Source organism: Kribbella speibonae, from assembly GCF_004331375.1.
Classification (GTDB): domain Bacteria; phylum Actinomycetota; class Actinomycetes; order Propionibacteriales; family Kribbellaceae; genus Kribbella; species Kribbella sindirgiensis.
The window spans coordinates 633,385-653,132 of record NZ_SJKC01000005.1 but is presented as its reverse complement, the minus strand read 5'-3'; the positions used below and the strand labels follow the sequence as shown (position 1 = coordinate 653,132).

The 19,748-nt window shown below is 65.7% G+C and carries 20 protein-coding genes; 8 read left to right on the top strand and 12 right to left on the bottom strand.

Going from position 1 to position 19,748, the window contains the following annotated elements; translation table 11 throughout:
* Nucleotides 1–723: 723 nt before the first annotated feature.
* From E0H92_RS34360 to E0H92_RS34330, 6 genes are all read right to left on the bottom strand, one after another.
* Nucleotides 724–2,949, bottom strand: a complete 2,226-nt coding sequence (locus E0H92_RS34360) for a S8 family peptidase (RefSeq protein ID WP_165547279.1) — start codon at nucleotides 2,947–2,949, stop codon at nucleotides 724–726.
* A complete protein-coding gene (locus tag E0H92_RS34355; protein WP_202868306.1) occupies nucleotides 2,939–4,069 on the bottom strand; it encodes an AAA family ATPase in 1,131 nt (376 codons plus the stop codon). Before E0H92_RS34355 ends, E0H92_RS34360 begins: the two co-directional genes overlap by 11 nt.
* A gap of 498 nt (nucleotides 4,070–4,567) precedes the next feature.
* Nucleotides 4,568–6,094 carry a hypothetical protein gene (locus tag E0H92_RS34345; RefSeq protein WP_131292386.1) on the bottom strand — a complete coding sequence of 509 codons (1,527 nt, stop codon included), beginning with the start codon at nucleotides 6,092–6,094 and terminating at the stop codon, nucleotides 4,568–4,570.
* Nucleotides 6,087–6,587 carry a Mov34/MPN/PAD-1 family protein gene (locus tag E0H92_RS34340; protein WP_131499174.1) on the bottom strand — a complete coding sequence of 167 codons (501 nt, stop codon included), beginning with the start codon at nucleotides 6,585–6,587 and terminating at the stop codon, nucleotides 6,087–6,089. Before E0H92_RS34340 ends, E0H92_RS34345 begins: the two co-directional genes overlap by 8 nt.
* Nucleotides 6,584–6,985: a hypothetical protein gene (locus E0H92_RS34335; RefSeq protein WP_131292382.1), complete on the bottom strand. Its 402-nt coding sequence runs from the start codon at nucleotides 6,983–6,985 to the stop codon at nucleotides 6,584–6,586. The genes E0H92_RS34340 and E0H92_RS34335 overlap by 4 nt, the downstream gene beginning before the upstream one ends.
* 14 nt (nucleotides 6,986–6,999) lie before the next feature.
* The gene (locus E0H92_RS34330; RefSeq protein ID WP_131499173.1) at nucleotides 7,000–7,317 is read right to left on the bottom strand and encodes a hypothetical protein; all 318 of its coding nucleotides are present in this window, start codon (nucleotides 7,315–7,317) and stop codon (nucleotides 7,000–7,002) included.
* Between the two features lie 218 nt (nucleotides 7,318–7,535).
* Between E0H92_RS34330 and E0H92_RS34325 the strand changes: the two genes are divergently transcribed.
* The 4 genes from E0H92_RS34325 (at nucleotide 7,536) to E0H92_RS34310 (ending at nucleotide 11,675) form a co-directional block, all read left to right on the top strand.
* The gene (locus tag E0H92_RS34325; protein WP_131499172.1) at nucleotides 7,536–7,934 is read left to right on the top strand and encodes a hypothetical protein; all 399 of its coding nucleotides are present in this window, start codon (nucleotides 7,536–7,538) and stop codon (nucleotides 7,932–7,934) included.
* The gene (locus tag E0H92_RS34320; protein WP_131292377.1) at nucleotides 7,931–8,935 is read left to right on the top strand and encodes a hypothetical protein; all 1,005 of its coding nucleotides are present in this window, start codon (nucleotides 7,931–7,933) and stop codon (nucleotides 8,933–8,935) included. The genes E0H92_RS34325 and E0H92_RS34320 overlap by 4 nt, the downstream gene beginning before the upstream one ends.
* A 474-nt stretch (nucleotides 8,936–9,409) precedes the next feature.
* Nucleotides 9,410–10,630 (top strand): hypothetical protein, encoded by a 1,221-nt coding sequence (locus E0H92_RS34315; RefSeq protein ID WP_131499171.1) that lies wholly within the window; start codon nucleotides 9,410–9,412, stop codon nucleotides 10,628–10,630.
* Nucleotides 10,631–10,667: 37 nt separating this feature from the next.
* Complete coding sequence (locus E0H92_RS34310; RefSeq protein ID WP_131499170.1) at nucleotides 10,668–11,675, top strand: ImmA/IrrE family metallo-endopeptidase; 1,008 nt, start codon at nucleotides 10,668–10,670, stop codon at nucleotides 11,673–11,675.
* A 427-nt stretch (nucleotides 11,676–12,102) separates the two neighbouring features.
* On the opposite strand, the gene E0H92_RS34305 is transcribed toward E0H92_RS34310, so the two are convergent.
* Nucleotides 12,103–12,786: a hypothetical protein gene (locus E0H92_RS34305; RefSeq protein ID WP_131499169.1), complete on the bottom strand. Its 684-nt coding sequence runs from the start codon at nucleotides 12,784–12,786 to the stop codon at nucleotides 12,103–12,105.
* A 221-nt stretch (nucleotides 12,787–13,007) separates the two neighbouring features.
* Nucleotides 13,008–13,445, bottom strand: a complete 438-nt coding sequence (locus E0H92_RS34300) for a hypothetical protein (RefSeq protein WP_131292369.1) — start codon at nucleotides 13,443–13,445, stop codon at nucleotides 13,008–13,010.
* A gap of 148 nt (nucleotides 13,446–13,593) precedes the next feature.
* On the opposite strand from E0H92_RS34300, the gene E0H92_RS34295 reads away from it, so the two are divergent.
* Both E0H92_RS34295 and E0H92_RS34290 read left to right on the top strand, forming a co-directional pair.
* Entirely contained in the window at nucleotides 13,594–13,887 is a 294-nt protein-coding gene (locus tag E0H92_RS34295) for a hypothetical protein (RefSeq protein ID WP_131292366.1), read from the top strand.
* An 11-nt stretch (nucleotides 13,888–13,898) separates the two neighbouring features.
* The gene (locus tag E0H92_RS34290; RefSeq protein WP_131292364.1) at nucleotides 13,899–14,306 is read left to right on the top strand and encodes a hypothetical protein; all 408 of its coding nucleotides are present in this window, start codon (nucleotides 13,899–13,901) and stop codon (nucleotides 14,304–14,306) included.
* Nucleotides 14,307–14,591: 285 nt separating this feature from the next.
* On the opposite strand, the gene E0H92_RS34285 is transcribed toward E0H92_RS34290, so the two are convergent.
* The 3 genes from E0H92_RS34285 to E0H92_RS34275 all read right to left on the bottom strand — a co-directional run bounded on the left by E0H92_RS34285 (nucleotide 14,592) and on the right by E0H92_RS34275 (nucleotide 16,967).
* Complete coding sequence (locus tag E0H92_RS34285) at nucleotides 14,592–14,786, bottom strand: hypothetical protein (protein ID WP_131499168.1); 195 nt, start codon at nucleotides 14,784–14,786, stop codon at nucleotides 14,592–14,594.
* Between the two features lie 895 nt (nucleotides 14,787–15,681).
* Nucleotides 15,682–16,272, bottom strand: a complete 591-nt coding sequence (locus tag E0H92_RS34280) for a DUF2867 domain-containing protein (RefSeq protein ID WP_202873965.1) — start codon at nucleotides 16,270–16,272, stop codon at nucleotides 15,682–15,684.
* A gap of 14 nt (nucleotides 16,273–16,286) precedes the next feature.
* Nucleotides 16,287–16,967, bottom strand: coding sequence for a molybdopterin-dependent oxidoreductase (locus E0H92_RS34275; protein WP_131461850.1), 681 nt, complete (start codon nucleotides 16,965–16,967; stop codon nucleotides 16,287–16,289).
* A gap of 65 nt (nucleotides 16,968–17,032) precedes the next feature.
* Between E0H92_RS34275 and E0H92_RS34270 the strand changes: the two genes are divergently transcribed.
* Nucleotides 17,033–17,635 (top strand): TetR/AcrR family transcriptional regulator, encoded by a 603-nt coding sequence (locus tag E0H92_RS34270; protein WP_131461849.1) that lies wholly within the window; start codon nucleotides 17,033–17,035, stop codon nucleotides 17,633–17,635.
* Nucleotides 17,636–18,112: 477 nt separating this feature from the next.
* Entirely contained in the window at nucleotides 18,113–18,595 is a 483-nt protein-coding gene (locus E0H92_RS34265; protein WP_131462236.1) for a DUF6326 family protein, read from the top strand.
* Between the two features lie 21 nt (nucleotides 18,596–18,616).
* On the opposite strand, the gene E0H92_RS34260 is transcribed toward E0H92_RS34265, so the two are convergent.
* A complete protein-coding gene (locus tag E0H92_RS34260; protein WP_165550152.1) occupies nucleotides 18,617–19,618 on the bottom strand; it encodes a LacI family DNA-binding transcriptional regulator in 1,002 nt (333 codons plus the stop codon).
* Between the last annotated feature and the right edge of the window lie 130 nt (nucleotides 19,619–19,748).

The following is a 19,748-nucleotide window of genomic DNA, read 5'->3' as shown; positions in this document are numbered from 1 at the left end:
CACGGCGAGAATCGACTTCCCGCTGACCAGCGGGAACGTCAGAAACCCGACACATCTCACACCGTCGCCAGATCGCATCCAATCGTTTCGGCGACAGAAACGCCTCGAGTGCCAGATGTGTGACAGCTTCTGACCTGTGTTCGGCGGTCAGTAATTGAATCCTGGTCTTCCTCGTGGTCAAGGCTCGGGCGATCTGGTTAGACCGCGATTGAGTTCACGAGCGGTGGACGTCCTGGATAAGGTGATCGAGGATCCGGCCCGCCTTCGCTCCGGCGGATCGTGAGTTCGCGGGGGCGGCAGCCGGACATGACGCGTCGTCGCCTCGCCTGCAGCCGCCGCGGGTTGGAGAGCTGGAGCCGCCCGGCGCTGCTAGCGCCTGTCTAGAGCTGTAAGCGGAGCAACCCGTCGCCGCACCCTGGCCGTACGGGTGGCGCGAAGTTTTTGTGGAGAGCTGGTCGTCATGCCGCGGAGCGTCATCCAGATGCTTGAGTCGACGGAGCATCCGCGCCCGCGTGTGGCGGATGGACAGTTGAGAGCCTTCTGCACGACACACATGTGGGAGAGATCCACCAATTCGACTGATCAGTCTCGGGCTGGAGGAACGGAGAACGGGAGTGGGCTCAGTGGTCGACGGCAGGGCTCGGGTCGGCGGCCGACGATGTAGGGAGGCCGGATCCACAGTCCTGCCTTGAACGTAACAATTCGACGTTCGGATCGGTGCGGCTACGTCTGTACCTGGACCGGGATGTCGACGAGGGGCACCAGTGCCTCTAGCTGGCCGGCGTAGAGGGCGCTGACTCGGTCGTACAGGTCGGGTGTCCGTGGTGAGAGCACGTCGACGACCAGGGCGTATCTCATGCGCGGCGCGTGCCTAGCTTCACCACCGCCCTCACGGGCGTTGTAGTGGATGTCGAACACGGGTCGCATGAGGCTTGTTCCGCGAAACCGCTGCTCATGATGCAGGATGGTTTCCCATTTCTGTGCATCCTTGCGGAGGTCATGCTCTGGATCGAATTCCGTGCGTTTGAAGAAGGTATGGGGGGCCGGGTCGACAGCGTCGTCCTTCTTGAACCTCTCCGCGTGTGGGCGGAAGGTGACCTCGAGCCCGGCGCGTGTGTAGTTCCCGGGGTCTTGCGGGTCCACTGGCGTCGCGTAGCAGAAGGTCGCCCGCAGGGTGACAAAGCCAGCCATCGTGGCGGCAGGTGTGGGAATGACGGCTCGCAGAAATTGTCTGGGGCTCAACTCGCCCTGGTAGATGACGCGGACCATGCCGTCGCTGCACACGGCGATCTCGTCGAGGTCGGAAGGTGTCTTACCCCAGCCGACCTCGTGTCGGAGGAGCTCTTGCGGATCGGCAGCGTGGATAAGCAAGGCCTTCAGCGCCAGCGGGCTCAACCGGCTTCCGAAGTGCGCGCGCAGCCCTACGGCCTGGCGCAGCAGGCTCGGCGCCGCAAGGGAGGTCCCGCTGGTACGCGAGAGTGACGGCGCGGAATCGCGGTCGATCACAAGGAACGGTTGTGTTGCGGATCCGCCGAAGTTCAGGAGATCTGGCTTCACGACTCCAGGGCTGCGTCCGGGACCGATGCCGCTGTAGGGCGCGCGCGTCCACCCGGCGCCCGTGCTGTCGGCGGCTCCAACGGAGACGCCGTTCACGCAGTCGCTAGGAACCTGAATGCGCGGCTCGGATGTCGCTCCGGAGTTGCCGACGGCGATGCTGGCAAATGCGTGACCGTCGGCGAGGTGTTCGTCGAGCACAGCGGTCCAGGGATGGACCTCGTCGTTCTCGGTCGGGACATGCGGCCCGAGACTGAGGTTGAAGAACTCGTAGCGGCGGTCACTCAAGACCTTCTGGATGCGACCCAGTACGTCGTACAACTCGAATGGGTCCGCTTCGGTGCTGTCGTCAAGGACACGGAAGTGGTCAACGGTGCAGTAGGGCCGGGTGACCTCCGCTCCGGGTGCGAGCGAGCCGAACAGGAGGGCAGAGGTGACCTCGTGGCCGTGTCCGAGGAAGGTGTCGACTGGTTTGCCGACCCCATCGGTGTCGTGACCAACCGCCCACGGCGCGAGGGGCGACCCGTCAGCGAGGCCTCCATCGAACACGGCAACCCGAAAATCCGGGTCGAGGGGTCCTTCCGTGGGCAAAGTGACGTCGGGAAGGTCAGGAGAGGGCACAGAGCGTTCGATGGGCGTCGCGATGTCGCGCATGCGACTGACCGGTCGTGCGACGCGCAGGAAGGAGAACTGGCTCAGTCCGTCGATCTGATCCACTGATGCGACGACGGGGATGAAGCACAGTCCGCCGGCGTAGAGGCGCATGCCGAGGCGGGCGTCGACTCCGAGCTGGTCAGCGTACTCGGCGAACGCTTCCACGATATATCCGTCATCGCCGGTGTCAGCGGCGTGCAGGACGACCTCAAGGTAGGCCGTCCTGGCTATGCTGTCGCGCGCATCGAGGCCGCGAACTCGCTCAGCGACAGTGAATGGATGGATGTCCTCGATCCGGCGCAGGCCCTCGGGCACCGCGGTGTCCAAGGTGTGTAGCGCCTGGGCGAACGCGTTGAATGACTCGCGCCGTCCGGCGATGAACAGGTCCGTCGATGGTGTGGCGGCGACTTCGTCCTGGCGAGTCCACTGCTCCGGCGTGACCAGAACGGGCCGGCTGCCGACGTGCCACAGTCCGTATTGGTTCAGCAGTTGGGCGGGGAAGTACGACTTCGCCACCGCCTGAGGGTGCATGGTCATCACTGCAACTACCTGTTCGCGCGGGCATGCTGCTGCCGGTAGTTCGTCCAGGCGGTCCACGGTCTCGCCGAGCCGGGGTGCGAGCCGCTCGACAGCCTCCTCGAGCGTGTACGGCGGCTCGGTCCCCCGCCCGCCGGGCGGGGGCGGGACGCGGCCGGTCAGTCGCTCGCCGTAGCCGAGGAAGTATCGAGGCTCACTGGGCATCGGTGCCTCCATCGTCCGCGCGCTTGCGCAGGGTGTCGCGGCTGACGCCGGTCAGCCGCGACACCTGACGCTGGCTCATGCTGGTTTGACTCAGCACACGGGTCGCGAGCTTAATGCGCTCTGGTTGGGAGAGTCGTTCGATGTGGCCCCTCTGGATCTCCAGTAGCGACTCATCGAGGGCCAGGTCACCAATGGCGGCAAGGCGACGCGCGGCCAGCACGTCGCCCTCGAGCGCGCTGAGCGAGCTGCCATCGGAGGCTGCGACCACCATTTCGGTCACCACAGGATCGACGCACTCGTCGGCTAGCAGTTGACGAACGGCCTCGGCCCGCGCGGCGGCGGTCGGCAGCGGGAATTCAAGCACAGCCTCGAACCTGCGCCACACCGCCGGATCGAGGAGGTCGCCGTGGTTGGTGGCCGCGATGAGCAGCGAACCTTCGGGCCAGCGGTCGATCTCCTGGAGAAGTACGGTGACGAGGCGTTTGAGCTCGCCGATCTCGGTGGCGTCGTCGCGCCGCTTCGCGATGGCGTCGAGTTCGTCGAGCAGCAGGACGCAATGGTTGGCTCGCGCGTGGTCGAGCACGCGACGAATGTTGCTGCCAGTGCGCCCGAGGAAGCTGCTCATCACCGAGGACAGGTCCAGTGTCAGCAGCGGAAGGTCGAGAAGTTGGGCAATCCAGCGGGCGGCTAGCGTCTTGCCGACACCGGGAGGACCTACAAAGAGCGCAGTGCGCGTGGGAGCGAGGCCGACGGCGTAGAGAGCTTCGCTGCGGAGGTGCTCGGCAATGATCTGCTGGATCGCGGCGGAGAGCGCGTCGTCGTAGATTGGGCTCACCCGCATCGCGACCGGCTCTTCGCGGCGAAGCAACGGGAGACGGGAGTCGACATCGACCGGGTCGGGCGTCGACGCTGCTGCACCCCGGACTGGGCCTGCCCGAAGGATGGTGACGAGCTCTTCGGCGGCCCGCCCGTTTTCGGTGCGGTATCGGCGCGCCAGCCGGCGGAGCAGGATGGGAGCCGCTGGGCTGTCGCTGGAGGCCGCCAATGCTGCCAGCTGGACGAACTCGTCAACCGCGAGCGTAACTTGGTCCGCACTAGCTGTTGCCTTCTTTACGCTCACGCACGCCACTGTAGTCGGCGCGTATGGACGATCCACAGTTGGACTCACGAAGAATGGTCCACCAAGTCTCCTCAAGCTTCCGCCTTCCGCGTGATTGAAAGTTAAGGGGCCGGTCCGCGCCGCACCGAGACAGCGTTCGGGATGTGCGGTTCGCGACGAGGTCATTCGACGAACCGGTTCTGGACGCGCGCCCAGTCGAGGTAGGCCCGGTTCGGATTGAAATGGTGGGGACGGGACGGCGGCGTCGTCCGGTTGTAAGGCGATTGGTTCGTCGGCTTCAGAAATGTGCCTTGCCGTTGGGTCTGGGAGCGGACGGCGTTCTCGCTGCGGCCGATCTTTAGACCTATGACGCGGGCCGGTGCGCTCGTCTTCGCCAAGCTGGGCAGTTCGCCCTTGTCGGACGAGGTCTAGGGCTTTTCGTTGTTGCGGGTCGACTTCGGCATGAGGTCCTCCTGCTGGTTGGTGTTGTTCGGCGGGTCTGGGAGAGCCCGGCGCGACCTAGCTCGCGGTCCTGGTGAAGGCGTCTGGATAGAGAGCGTGCATCCAGCGGGTCCGGATGGCGCGGGCGCATGCACAACGCCCGGTGGTATCGGCAGGGCGGATGTGGACGAAGTCGCCGGGGTAGCCCAGCAGGTCGACCTCTACGCGTCGGTTCACCGAGGCGAGGCCGCGGGCGTATTTGGCGACCTCGGCCGCGAGTAGCACGCCAACGGCCCAGGACACGAACGGCGCCGAGAGCGGGGCAGGCGGCGCAGCGTTCGGGTCGGCTGCGGGAATGGCGGCCTGGGCATAGAGCCGGTTCCGCAGGTCGGCGAGGCGGGCCCCGAGGAGGCCCTGAGCGGTCTCGGGAGTGAGTTTGCCGGCGCTGAGCATCTCGTTGATGTCCTGCTGCTCTAGGCCGGTGTCGTTGTGGAGGAGCTCAACGATCCGCTGCTCGCCGAGACCAGTGAGCTTAGCGTCGGCTGCTGCCTGCGCGAGGGGTGAGGCGGCGGTGACGAAGTCGCAGAACGGGCAGCGGAGCCCGTCGCCGAGGTGTTCGCGCTGGATGTGGAAGCTCAGGGCGCGCACGGCCGCGGACAGTGTCGTGCGGGCCAGGAGGTCTGCGACCTCGTACCGTCCGTCGACATCGTCGACGGACGACACAACGATGCCGTCGAACCCGGGGGCGGGCTGACTCGTCGTCCAATTGCGGATAGGTCCGACGAGGTGGTCGGTGGTGGCGCCGGCGGCCGCGAGGATGTCGCTAACCCAGCTCGCCTTGGCGGTTCGAGCCATACGGTTGGTCGCCGCGGGATAGCGGAACGTGTTCCGGACGGGGTCGAAGTCGTCTCCGTCGACCGCGACGGCGTTCATCCCGGTCAGGTCGTCGCATGCGAGCGCTGCCGCCGCGCTCGAGCCCACCGACCCGCACCCGCCGAATAGCACTGGCGCCCAGACCGGCGGTCCGAGCTTGCTCGCGGGCGCGGACTCGTAGGTGTAGTCGAGCAGGTTCCAAACGAACGTCGGGCGCCGAGGTGCGACGGGCAGGCCGAGCGGTGCGAGCGCGTCGCAGAACAGGTCGGCGGCCACGATGGCGGCGGCGAACATGCCGCCGTACGGCGCGACGGCCATCTCGATGCCGTCCGCCGGGTTATCTGCGAGCGCGCTCGGGGTATCGGTGACAGAGACAGTCCACGCGGCCGGAGCGATGTAGCGGTCGGCGCCTGGGGCGGTGCCGGTACTGATGGTGAGAGTGCACTCCGGCTCGGCCTGCGCGATCGGCCGGACTGCGGCGAGGCTGGTGAGGAGCTCGGAGAGGGTGACGACACCCCATGGGTTGTGCGGCAGGGCTGCGTCACCGTATACGTCGACATGCGCGTGGGTGCGTGCGAGGAGTACGAGCGCGGCGGCGGCCGTCAGGGCTGCCGCGGGCGAGCCGCCGGGGACGATGACGACGCCGACATGGTCGAGCGCCTGCACCGCAGCGACAGCGTGTTCGGGGAGGAGCTCGTCGCTCAGGTCGACGCGGGGGTCACGCTCACTCACTGACCTTCACCCACGTCTCACGCTCGGGGCCTCCTGCCGGAAGTTCGCGCCAGCGGCCCTTCTCGCGCACGTACACCGCGCACGCGTCGAGCCCGTGCCGTAGCCCGAGCCCGAAGAAAGGCGCGACGATGGAGATGGCGCTCTGATGGGTCAAGGCAGGGTTGTTGTCGTCCGTGCGGGAGTGGAACGCGAGGCCCGGGTGGCTGTGGATGCGCGCCAAGTACCGCTGCTCGGGGCGCAGTGCGGTCAGGAGCTCCAGGTCACCGGTTGGGGTGACCGTCACCGACACGTGCGGGGCCGCGGTCGAGGCCTGGTCGGGAATGACGAGGGTGTCGCCGCGCAGGGTGCTGTTTTCGCTGACGGTGCCGGCGATGAGGGCGGTGCCTTCGCAGCCGTGCACGCCACAGGCCTCGAAGAACGTGCCCGCCTCCTCGAGGACAGCGGCGGTGAGCAGCAGAAGCCGGCGCGTCGGCCGGGGCTTGGTGATGCTCATGCCGTGCACCTCTGGAGGACGTGCTCGATCACATCAGGCACGCGGAGATCGGCGCGACTGGCGTCCCAGCTGTCCGCGGCGGCGGTGTGCCCCGCGTACAGGTGGTACTCCAGCGTGCCGCGCAGACACGTCCACGGCGTGCCAAGGACAGGGTGGTGCCCGCCCGTGGTGATTGGCGGCCACCCCTCCGCGGGCAGCGGGTTGCCCGTCTCGTCGACGAACGACAGCGACAGAGGGCGTCGGTCGTAGTCGGCGCCGGTCAACCGCATCCGGCGCTCGACACCGTGCGCGATGAAGTGAACCTCGACGTTGTTGGCGCCGACGCTGATGTTCGTGACGCGGTCGCCGAGGCGCTCCCGTGCGACGTCCGCTTCGGCCTCGAGGAGGTCTCGAAGCACTCGAGGGTGGAGGCTCACCCGTCAGTCTTCGGCTGCTTGGGGACAAGGGCGAGGCGGGAGTGCTTGCGCACGCCGGCTTCCTCGAGACGGGCGGCGTCGTCGAGGGTGCTCGCGGTGCCGTCGACGATGAGGACGAGGCTGCACTCCATCTGCTCCATCTCGTGGGCGCGCACGAAGATGCGCACGGCCTCGCGCGCAACCTTGTCGACACGGTCGTGGAGGTCGACCTCGAAGGCGCGGGAGGCGTTGTTGGGGGCGGCGATCGTGACGACGACGTCGTGGTCGTGGCCGCTGTTGCCGCCCTGCTCGTCGGGCTTGGCCTCGGTACTCACGCTGGTGGTCCTTCCTGGTTGGGGCGCCGTCTTCGGCGCGTCACATCGACTGGGGATGGCGGACCGCGCCGTCTTGTCCAAGTCCGGCCCGAACTTTCATGACCCGCCTGGGGAACGCCCGGACGGCGGGGAGTCTTGTGGGGCCTCGACAGCGGTTCGGTGCGCCTGCCCGTCTGCTCGGTGGCCTAACATCGGTCGCACGCCTGAAGGCGTGCCGCGTGTCTGGGCCGACCGAGGAGGTGCCAGCGATGTCGCTACTAGGTGTCCCTGTGCGTCGCCCGGCGCTCCAGACCGCGTACTGGATGCCGCACGAGTTGTACGACGAGACCGACGACCGAGACCACCCCGTTCTGGTCGTCTCGGTCGACGAGGTGACTCGGATGGCTCAAGTGGTGACCCGTACGAGCAACGTCGGAGCGGGCGGCCCGAGGGCTGTCTCTCACCCGCCGGAGCCGCAGCTCCAGCTAGACAAGCCAGGGTGGTGGCGTGTGTTCAAGCGCCACCACGTGCCGTGGGTGCACTTCGCCGACGAGGATGTAGACGTGCTCGGGAAGATCGACGCCAAGACGTGGGAGAGGGTGCTGCAGGCACTGACCGGGACGGAGGGACCGCTGTGACCGCGCTTGAGGAACTGCGCTCCGGCCAACTCGGCGAGGAGTTCGCCAAGCTGCTGTATCGGCGCGTCCTCATCGTCGGTGTGAGATACCGCTTCCCGCCGCCCAAGGGCTACGCGAAATGGGGCCCGGACGCGGCGCATGAGGCGGCACACGAGTACCTGACGCACGCCGAGAACTACCCGAGGCTGGTCGAGTTGGCCGCAACGGTCAGCGATAACGCCGGCCTGGAGCGGAAGCTCACCGTCATCCTCCGCAACTACATGCGCGCAAGCGGCCGCCGAACGGTCATCGGGAAACTGATCCGTCGACTTCGGGGTCTACTCAAGGACGACGATGGTTTCGTCATCGTCGCCGACGGGGTGCCCGGCGAGGGGAACGCCGCCCTTGTCGACGGTCCCACCGAGCAGTACAGCGGCGACCCGGCGCTGCTGCGTGCCGCAGCCCGGACCGTGCGTGACGTCACCATCGTTCGGTGGGGCGCCAACGTGCCTCGAGAAGGTCCGGTCGCGGACAGGCCCTCGCTGGTCGCTCTTTCGAAGGCCGTGCTCGAGGCTGCCGGTGGGTCACTTCCGTTCGTCGACCTCGCCGAGGTCGTCGCCGCTCGCCTGAGCCTCGACCCCAACAATGTCCCTGGGGCGCTGCCAGTCGAGGATGTCGACGAGCTTGCCGGCCGCGGCGAAATTGACGCGGTTCCGGACGCGTTCTCGCCTGAGGCAGCGATTGGCGCGGTCGGGGTCTCTATGGAGGACGAAGAGATCGCGCGGGCAGTACTCGAGGAGTTCAGCGAGAAGGAAAAGCTTGTCCTGGCGTGGCTTCACCTCAAGGTCCGCGATATCTCCAAGGAGACCGGGCTGGCGGTCTCGACTGCAGGGGCCGTTAGCCAGCGCGTCCGGGACAAGCTCTCACATCGGCTCGCAGGAATGGGCGAGGCTTCGATGGAGCGTATCGCGTTCGCGGTTCGTGACGCTGCCCGAGCGGAGCTTGGTCTTGACGCCCTCTGACGGCCTGGCGCGCCCGTTGTCTCCAAACGCGGTCGCGCTCGTCCTGGGGCCGACCCTCGCTGAACGTGCCGGAGACGGCGTCCGCGAAGCGCCATATAAGAGGTGTTCCCGGAGGCGAACTTGGATAGCGGCGACGATGTGGACACCGGACGCGACCGTTGCCGTAGCGGCGTGCACGAGGCCCGGTCTGCGGATGAGTGCGTTGCGAGTCGTCTCAAAGAGAAGGAACATCGTGTGTGTCGCTGGAAACTGGTTTAGGAATCTTCACAACTGGATTCGGACAGATGCATCTGGTCCGCCACTGGAATGTGTTGTCCACGTCGGAAGGGTTGATGTCAGCAAAGATGGCTTCGCGAACGTCTTCGCAGGAGCGCGGAGAGAGCGCTGGGACAGCATGGCGACGACCCCGACGAGACGCAGACTGCAACCGTGCGAGGGAGGTGAGGGTGGCTACGAATAGGTTGCCCGTCGGCAATGAATGAGCGTCGAAACCGGCTCGGCTCGCCCACCGCAGCCGCTTGGGCGCACCTTGGCGACGCCGAGCTCGCAGGGGTCGCGCTGAGTCAGACGGCCGAGGAGCACCTCGCAGGCTGTCCCTGGTGCCAGCGGCGCCGGCAAGCGATGTCCGCTCAGGACCGCGACGAACTGAGCGCCATGCTCGAGGAGCTGGATGCTCAGCCTGTGTCGTCCGCAGCGCTGGAAGCAGCTGCCGCTTGGTCACTGCCCAGCGAATTAGAGGCCTTGCTTCGAACCGATGAGGCTGGGCGGCCCGACGTCGCCCCGGCACAGCTGTGGCGATTGTCCTGGCGAGGCGAGGACGCACTTGTGGTCGTTCTCGAACGCGACAGTTGGTGGGTCCGCGTTGCTCCGCTGACTACAGACGTAGCCCTCGCGGACGAGTACACCTTCGTCGCCGATGAGAACAGCACCACGCTGCGCCACCCGACAGGCATCTTCCTGCGCGCCGCCGCGACTGTCCCGATGTACACGTTCGCTCGGTTCCTCGGCGATGTCGGCACGGCTGGTAGCGACGATGTGGGCGAGAGTCTTCGCCGGTTGGAAGCTTCCTGCATTAGGCAGGCAGCGCCCCCGGACGGGCTAACGACGGGCTCTCGGCTCGAGCCGGACGACTGGGACAGGCTCGAGGCTTTGGATGCGCTTCATGACCAGATGCGCTGGTTCGAGTCAGCAACCCGCGGCGTCGTCGACAAGTCTGGACTGATCGTCGGAAGAGACGGCGAAATAGAATCGTCGCCAGACGCAGTCGATGCGAGTGAACTGCTGAAACGACCCGGCGGGACTCTCGGAGAAGTCATGGCCGCTACGCACATAGAGGCTGTACGGCTGCAGGCGCTCAAGACTGGCCGCGCCAAACCAACGCGCGACGAGCGAGCGGTTCTGGAGCAGTATTTCGGAGTGCCCGTGAAGACAGCCCATCCGCCGAAGAAGCGCCTGGCGTTGCTTGAAGTCCTCTCGCGCCCTTCGCACCGAGACGACTGGCTCGAGTGGCAGCAACAAATTGATGCGTTGGACGTCGAGGTTGAAGACGCCCTGGTCCCGTTCATGGAGCACATGCTTGAGGCATCGCCCGCGATGCGGAGCGGCGTCACTCGCTCTGTCCAACCCGAAGAGGAGTGGAGTTTGGACGATTGGCGGCGATGGTGGGAAGAGCGCTTCGCACTTCGTCGCAAGTAGCATCCTTGAGTCGGGGTAGGGCGCCCCGCAGCGTCCGATGAGTCGGCAGGCGGCGCAGCTCGCCGAGCTGTTGCTTGAGCAGGTTCGCTCCGCTGGAGTCGTCAAACTTGAGGAGCTCAGTCGTGAGCCGCGAGGGGCGCTTCAGGCAGACTCGTCCATTCAAGTCACGTGGGTTCCTGCTGAGCGTCTGCCACCGGCTTGCTCGATCGCAGCAACATACGACTCGTCGACATCTCCGGCCAGCATCGCCGTCGCCGAGGACGCGTCGTTCGGGCGTCGTCGCTTCAGCCTTCTCCACGAGTACGGGCACCACCTCTGCAACCAGGTCTTCGCGGTGCTCGAAGAGCTCTTCGCCCATCGACGCGCCGCAGAACTGGAGGAGAAGGTCTGTGACGCGTTCGCGTCCCGCGTTCTCGTGCCGGAGGCCGCACGTGAATTGGCATTCTCCGACGGAGTCACTGCCCGCGCCGTGGTCGACCTGATGGAGGCATGCAGTGCGTCTGCTCAGGCGGTAGCGGTCGCTGCTGCAGAGTCGATGAGCGAACCCGGATACGTGGTGCTCCTCAATCCTGCAGGCGCCGCGGAGTTCGCTGCACGGTCCGGTGGCGTGTTCCCGGCCCGCCGTGGGGCACCACAGGCGGGTTTATTGAAACGGGCGGCTGCAGGTGCGGTGGTCCGCGGAGTTGCTCATCTCGACCTCGGAGGAGGGTCGACCACGCGCGAGCTGAACATAGAGTCCGCCGTGGCACAAACCTGTGTGGTCGCCGTGATGGTCGACGGACCTGCCCCGTGGATGCAGTTCAGTGCCGGCCGAACCGCGTACTCGGCTCCGAACGATGGTTGGTGCGACAACTGCACTGCGGCGTTCACCACATACCAGGCCGCATGCGATTCCTGCGGTGACCTCAAGTGCCCAACGTGCGGCGCCTGTGGGTGCGGGTGCAAAGCCATCGCCGGCGAGCGCCGATGCACCGGATGCTTCATCGTCCAGCCTCCAAGAGCCTACGAGAGCGCAACTGCGTCCAGGTGCCGAGACTGCGACTAACCAGGTGGAGCGACGCGCGCTGCACCGGTCGCCACACAGCGCCTTTCGTCAACCGTCGTTGACAAACGGCCCGTCATCGGCATGCCAGACGTTGCACCTCACGCGGCGCGCTGCCAGCAGTTGACGCCCGCTGGGCGGGCGGAGACCAGCACTACTACTCGCCGTAGCGAGCCAATGGGGTGGTCCGGTAGCTCGGTGGGCTCTAGTGTCCTCAGGCATAGTCACCGCACTGATCGGGGTGGTTGGTCCGTTGGCAGGGGCGACTGCTGTCGATGGCCTGCCCCTGGACCCGAGGGGCGCACACTGCCTCGTTCCGACGGGCCTCGCTACACGGAGGCGCGAGTCGGAAGGTGTGGGTTCGGCGGGACATAACCCGAGCCTAAGCCTCGGGCTGCGGATCCAGGTGGCGCTCCCAATAGGTGGGTCGTCAGTTATCTGCGGAGATGAAGCGTAGGAAGCGGCGTCCCAAGCCAGTCGTCTGGCGGTTGAAGCCGCGGAGGTTCTCTGCGGGGTGCGACGACCCTCTCGAGCTAATGTCGACGAGAAGGCTGGTGCCAACCAAGTCTGATATCAGAAGCTCACGCCATCCCATGTTTCCTACGAACTGGGGTACAACCTCATCGAGCAGTGCCTCGAGGCTCAGTGCCTGAGGGCCATGTTTGCGCCCGAGACGGAAGGCCGCGCTGCGGGGGTCGTCGAGCACCTTGAGTAGGACGATGTGGGCGGCCGAGAATTGGTCGACCAATCGGAAAAATCTGGCTTGCTCGCCAACTTGCGGGGCGTCTGGAGCGACCGAGTTCGCAACGGCGTTTCTCAATGCCTCGAGCTTTTCCCCTTCGTGCGTTGCCTGTGCAGCCCTTGTGGCGTTGACGAAAGCGTCAAGGAAAACCTCACTGTCGAGGAGGTTGTCATATCTCTCTGCGAGGTCGTTCACTACCTCTGTGATTACCTGCCGCCACGCATCGAGTCGCCTGTTGTACGGTCCCTCCATCAGATTCTGATACCAAGCTGCGGCGACACCGCCCACTACAGGAACCGAACTGAGGCCACCGGCGAGAAGCTTGTCCGTGAGCGCTGCGCGAGGCGTCCCTGGCGGGTGCTGGACCGTCATGGCGGACCATTATGGCGTAGCTTCTGGATGCGGTCGAGCGCTCGCGCGATATCGCTGAGGCGTAGAACGGAAGCCCGGCACGTGTCCCTCCGGTGGAGACGGGTCCGTGTAGTGCTCCCTCCGTTCGGCGCCTGGACAAGACGGACCGGACGCTAGCGTGACGTATCTAAGACGCACTGTCGGCGCGCTTCTGGGAATGCCGACCCGTTGGCGATCCGACCTCATTGCTTCGTGTTGGGTTTGCCGTGCCGGCTGGGACTTTCTGCCGACTTGGTCAACGGTGCTGTGACTTGGCCGTATCTCGGTTCGAATGTGCCGAGCGACGGTGACCGGCGGTCGAGGGCATATGCTCCCTTGATCGCAATGGCGATTGCCGACAGGTGCTCGCGGGCGCGGCGGATGGTCAGCGGTGATCGACTCTTCTTGTCGTCGAAGGCCGGGACAGACTCCGACATGTTGTCTATCGCGAGCACCAAAGGGCTGTCGGGAAGCAGTTGTAGGGCGAGTGGCATGTAGCGTGCGATCATGTCGTAAGTAATGTTGTCGACAGGTTCCGAGGCCTGGTCCGCGGAAAGTTCGCGCCATTGCTGGCACCATAATTCGCAGACCTGAACGAGCTCTGTGGCTTGTCGGCGCGTCGCATCGTCAAGCTGAATCATCGCGCGCGCCCGTGGCCGAGTGTCGGGGCGCCGTCTGCGCTATCTCCTGACCTGGCCATGTAGGCATGGTCCGCGTACGCTTTTCGTCACGTCAAGTTGCTTGGACCAAGGGGCGGTCGAGTTGTCTGATACAACGATCGGGGGCAGGGTGGCGCGCGATGACCCGCTGACGCGAGGAATCGCGATGGGGGTTGCGCGTCTGGAGCGGTATGGCGTCGTCGCTGAGTTGAACGATGTCGAGCTGGCCACGCGGCAGGCGGTCGACGTTATTGCGAGATTAGACGTTCCGTCCCGTGGCGCCGAACTTCTAGCTGAACACATCGTCATCGCGACCATCATGAGAGTGGTGAACAACGAGGGTCCGCTCACGGCCGACGAGATCGACGCATACTTAGCGGCGGCCGGCCCTTTTTTCAACAGCTTCTGGCATGACGATCTCTGAGGTCGGTGAGGATGGCAGCCACCGGCACATTTGAACGTCAGAGCGAGAAGTACCAGCGCCGTGCACAGCTGTGTACTTATCTCGCTGGAGGATTGGCCGGGATCGCACTGTTTGGCGCGGGAGACGTTGGCAACGGCCTCTTCTCAGATGTCAAGCCGTTCTACCGCGCGGTATTCTTCACCTTGGCTTTCTCTACCGGCGCGTGCCTCGGGATGTCTTACAGCGGGTTCCAGTGGGCTGCAACCGTGCTTCGGCGATTGGCCGATGACGGTGTCTTCAGGATGACTGATCCATATGATGCGGTGACCTACCCTGCTCCGATGCGCACGGAGTTCACGTACCGTATCGGCTCCGTCCTGCTCTGCCTGACGGGGGCATGGCTGCTGGTCACTGCCTGGATCGACGTCGCTGCGGGCTAGCTGTACCTCCAGCAAATCCGGTCGGGGTTTGTCTGGCGATGAACCGCAGTTCGAGGGGGACTCCTGTGGATCGACGGTCGACAACACATGCCTGCGGTTCAAGACGGCTACCGACCGCGTCGTTGCCGTGGGTGGGCCTGCTCCGTCACTGATAGGTAAGACGGCGACAAGCGATGGGTGGTATCGGTCGCCATCGGAGTGATCGGCCGAGGCGGGCGGACCAGCCAGTTCCTCGCTTGCGCGATCAGGCCGTCCTCGATCGCGACAATTGAGATTTCGACCAGGTCAGTGTGGTCGCTGTCCGTTGCCCTCGACATCGACTACGGCGTAGTCGAACTCCGTCCACAGGTCAGTAGGTTGCTCCACTGCTCGTCGCCTCCCTCCGATGTTCGTACGGCCGCGCCGGTCGACCTGTGCGTCCTGCGCTGCGGACGTGTCGATCAACTCCAAGTCTGCCGCCGCCAGCAGTTCCGCGGCCACCTACGGACCATCTCATCGAAGCGGCCCGTCCCCCGTCAATCAGTCAGTCCTGTTCCCTCGACAACCCGTGTCAAAGACTGGGACCTGGACCATACCGGCGCCCAGCGGACCACCAGCCACCGCAGACGACGCCTGGACCACGATCCAGTCGGTGGATCGAGGCTTAGCCGACGCGGGCTACACGCTGCGTTGTCGCTTCCGTGCCGGTCACATCAGCAGCATGACCACATCTCGCTTCGAACGGTCATCCGGGCCGGTTCGTCTGGTGGTTCTCCTCCGTCGCTGGATCCCAACAAGTTGCCATGGGCAAGGTCTTGCTCCGTCACAGCTCCGTGAGACGCTGGCGAACGATGATCACCGCCGATCACCGATGAGAGACAAAACTGCAGGTCAGGCCCGACTTTCAGTCCTTCTGGCCGAGATTGCCCGCGAGCTGAAATAGATCTACACCATCTTCGAAGGCATCTCCGAAATCCAGCGTTTGGTGATCGCCCGAGCCATCTCAGGCATGCGCATCCGGTAGGCGTCTCCGCAGGTCCAAGCCCGACTCCAGGGTCATCAAGAGGCTGGCCGTCGTCTGGTTCTTGAGGGTCGCGGGGACCTGCTGGCGGCCAGCTTCGTCACTGCTCCCTGAGCCTCCATCGCGAACAACCGGGCACGGCGACCCCGGGTTCACGCTCCGGCTCTATACCCACATGCTGACGTCATCCCATGTGCGGGTGGAAGACGTTCGACTCGCGGCTAACGGGAACCCCCGTCGCGTAGGGGAGCGACCCGATCGTGATCTGCGGGCGCGGCCGGCGTCACCGTGTCCGGGCAGGGTCAACAACTGCCGTTGTATCGGCCGGGACCGACGCAGGTGAGGCTCCGCGCTCACGGGGTGGAGACTCGCTCGTTAGTGCTGTTTTGACCAGGTTCGTTCGAAGTGGCGCATGAGTGCCGGATAGACGATCGCGTAGCGGAATGGCTTGATGAAGGCCATGTAGGCCTTGCCGAAGGTGCCGCGGGGTTTGACGTAGACGGTCATCTGCGCGCGGTAGCGGCCGCTTCCTTGGTCGACCCAGGCCAGGTGCATCACGCCGTACATGGTCCGGTTGGAGATTTCCTGGGCGAGTTCGGTGTCCGTGCGGTACAGCGGCCGGAACGGCTTGTCGGTGAACGGCGATGCGGGGGACGTGTCGCGGAGGTCCTCGGGGAGCCGCGCGCGCAGCGATGGTTCGCCGGTGCCGGGAACGGATGGCCAGGCGCCGGCGGCGTCTGCGGATGTCGAAATGCGCCCGAGTCCGAACGCGCGTCCGAGCAGGTCGCGAATGCCCCACAGCAGTCGCACCGGCAACGGCGCGGCCGCGGGAAAGTCGAGGGAGTCCTGCGCCTGGACGACGGCTGGAAAGTCGTGCGCGCCGCCCTCGGCGGGAAGGGCCCAGACGTCCTCGACGTCGAAGTCGGGCACGATGTCGTCGATGATCCAGTCCTGGGTCTTCAGCACGTCGTTGGGGAGTCTCATCGGTCTTGCGTTCCTTTCGCGCAGAGGGCGCGGATGGGGCGGATCAGCGGGCGGTAGAACGGCCGGATCAGCCATCCCGGGATGTGGCCGTGGCGCTCCTCGTGCCGGACCCGAGCCCGGGGATGGCCCTCGATCAGCCGGCCGATGATGCTCCGATCGAGGCGATGTGCCGGCAGCGCGGAACACACCTCGACCTGGCACAGGTGCTTGATGCTCATGTAGCCGTACTGGGCGGGGCTGACCAACCGGATCGGCGCGCCGTGGTCGCCGCCGAGCGGGCCCCCGTTCACCCGGTCCGCGAGCAGTACGTCGTCCGCCAGCGCGTCCTGCAGTTCGACCACGGAGCTGATCCCGTCCAGACCCACGAACGCGAGGTGGCTGACGGAGACCTCCGGGTCGAGCACCGGCTCGACGAAGGCGCGATAGAAATCGGCGAACCGCACCCCTTCCCACTGCAGGTCGGTCGCGGTCCAACCGGAGACGCAGTGGAAGTCGGCGACGATCTCGCGCCGCGGCAGCGTGGCGAGCTCCGGCAGCCGCACCTCCGATGGCTTGCGCACCACGCCGCTGATCGCGATCACCGGATCGTCTGGCACCGCGGGCGGCGGCCGGTGCAGGTGCGTGCCGAATCGCGGGAACCCCTCGACGCTCCGTTGTCCGGGCGGAAGTGGGACCATCAGAAACCTCCTTAACCGACCGACGGTCGGTCACCGACTAGTGGTCAGTCTTTTATGCTGGCCGGGTGACTGTCAAGAGGCTGCGGGAACGGCAGGCGGAGGCAACCCGGGACCTGCTGGTCGGGATCGCGCGTGAGCGGTTCGTCGAGCAGGGCTACAAAGCGACCGCGATGGACGACATCGTCCAGCGCGCAGGTCTCGCGAAAGGCGCTCTCTACCACCACTTCAGCGGCAAGGACGCGCTGTTCAAGGCGGTCTACGACGTGGTGCTGGACGAGACCGCTGACGCGGTGATGGCCGCGGCCTTGGCCGAGGAGGATCCGTGGGCCGCCGTACGAGCGGGCCTGTCCGCGTTTCTCGACGCCTGCCTGCGTCCGGCGTTCAGGCGGGTCGTGATCATCGACAGTGTGACCGTGATGGCTGCACGCGCCTGGGACAGCGGCACCGAAGGCGTCGAGCTGCCAATGCTGCGGGCTGTGCTGACGCCGCTGGTGGACAGCGGTGCGTTGCCCGGTGTCGCACTCGATGCGCTGGCGCACGTCGCACTGGGCGGTCTCTACGGCTCAGCCCTCTACATCGCCCGCGCCGACGACCCCCAGACCGCCCGTGCCGAGGCTGACGCAGTGCTTGACGTCGTCCTGCGCGGCGTACGGGCGGCGACGACCTGATCAGTGCGCACATCGCGACAGCCGAGCCACCAAACCCCAGGTCACACTGCAACGCCCGCGCCAACCGCCTGACAGTTGTCCGCCGGGTGATCTGCGGGAGTCTCGCCGTAGGCGATATCGCAGTGGGAGTCGCCAGTGGTGAGGTCGGAACTGGTGGTGGCCCATGCGACAGGTTGGACGCGACGCAGTTCGTCGGGCAGATGACGAACGTCCCGGTCGTGATGGTGGGCCGGCCGGTCGGAGCCGTGGAGAGGCGGCCCTGACGTCGACCGGGATGCTCCAGCTGGCGCTGGTGGTGCTGGCGATCATCTTTGTCGCGGTGTGAATGAGCGATCGGCGCCTCGACGTACCCGCCGAAAGTACTAGAGGGAGGCCGTGCCATCGGCCAGGCGGACTCGAGCCTTCAGGCCGAGGTGCTCGCCGCTGGGCTGGGCGATCGTGAACCAACTGATTCTCACCACAACTACGGAGCCCGCGATGCGAACACGTCAACCCATCACCGCCGCACTGGACGACGCGCCGATTTCGGTGAGAGTCAAGCTCGCTGGAGCGTGGACAAGTTTCATGTTTCTCTACGCCTACGTGGACATTCTCAACTTCTTCACGCCCGGGGTCGTCGAAGACATCCTCGACGGCAAGGTGTTCGAGTTCGATCTCTCGCAGACCTTCTCGACCGCGGCGCTGACCCTCGTGGCCATCCCGATCTTCATGGTCGTGGTGTCGATGACGCTGCCCGCCAGGGTGAACCGCATGACGAATCTCATCGTGGCTTTGCTCTACGTTCCTGTCACGGTATTCAACGTGGTGGGCGCGTCTTGGCTGTTGTTCTACGGCCTTGGCATCGTGCTGGAGTTGATCCTGCTCGCCCTGATCGTGCGGTTCGCTTGGACCTGGCCCCGCACCGCACCGTCGGTGACCGCGGCGACCAGGTCGGGCCGTGAAGCGCTGGAAATGACATAACGCCACGTCAACTTGGTACCGTCAGGTGTCAGCCAGGGCCGTTGCTGAGTCGCGGATGATGAGTTCGGGCTCGGGGGTGGTGATGGTGCCGCTGGTGTGGGGGTTGCCTGCCATTAGGTCGTACAGGGCGTGGACGCCGGCTTGGCCGAGTTCGTACATGGGCATTCGGACTGCGGTGACGGCTGGGCGTAGGTGTTCCATTAGGCCTACGTCGTGGATGCCGACGACTGACAGCTGGTCGGGTACGGCGATGCCTAGGTCTCGTGCGGCGGCCAGGACTCCGACGGCGCTCATGATGTTGTTCACCACGACCGCGGTCGGTGCCGCTGGCAACTGCAGTGCCTGGCGTAGGCCGTGGGCGCCGGCCTGCTCGCCGAAGCCGGTGGCCAGGTGCGGTGCCGGTTCCAGGCCGGCCTGCTGCATCTCCTGCTGATATCCGAGGTAGCGCTGCTGGAACGCGTGCCCGGGCGCGCCGCCGATGAAGGCGATCCGGCGATGGCGCAGGTTGAGCAGGAACCGGGTCGCGATCTCGCCCGCGCGGCGATCGTCGATGCCGACCCACGGGTGGTGCTGGTCGTGGTCCAGGCTGAGGATCGGCTTGGGATGCGAGCGGAGCTCGGCCATCACGTCGTCGTCGTACAGCTGGTCGTCCCGGATCAGGATGCCGTCGACGGTGCCCTGGCTGAGCAGCCGGGTGACGAACTGGCTGCTCGAGCGCATCATCTCCGCGTCGCCGAGCAGGACCGTCCCGCCGTGCTCGGAGGCGGCTCCGTAGACGCCGCGCAGTAGGTCTGCGTACACGGGATTGTCGAGCTTGTGGAGGATCAGCGCGATCATGCCGGTGCGGTTGAGCCGCAGGGACCGGGCCGCCTGGTTGGGCTGGTAGTCGAGGTTCTCCATGGCCTGGAGGACCCGCGCACGGGTGGCCTCGCTCATCCGGGTGTGGGTCGTGCCGTTGAGCACGGCCGACACCACCGCGACCGATACCCCCGCGGTGCGGGCGATGTCCCGTTGCGTTGTCACGCATGCCTCCTCGAACCGTTGACGTAACGTCTCAACCAAGCCTACGGTGAATTAACGATACGTCACCTAACCGGCCTCGGCTCGGACTCAGCGAGAACTCTCACGTGTCATGAGGAGATGGGATGCAACG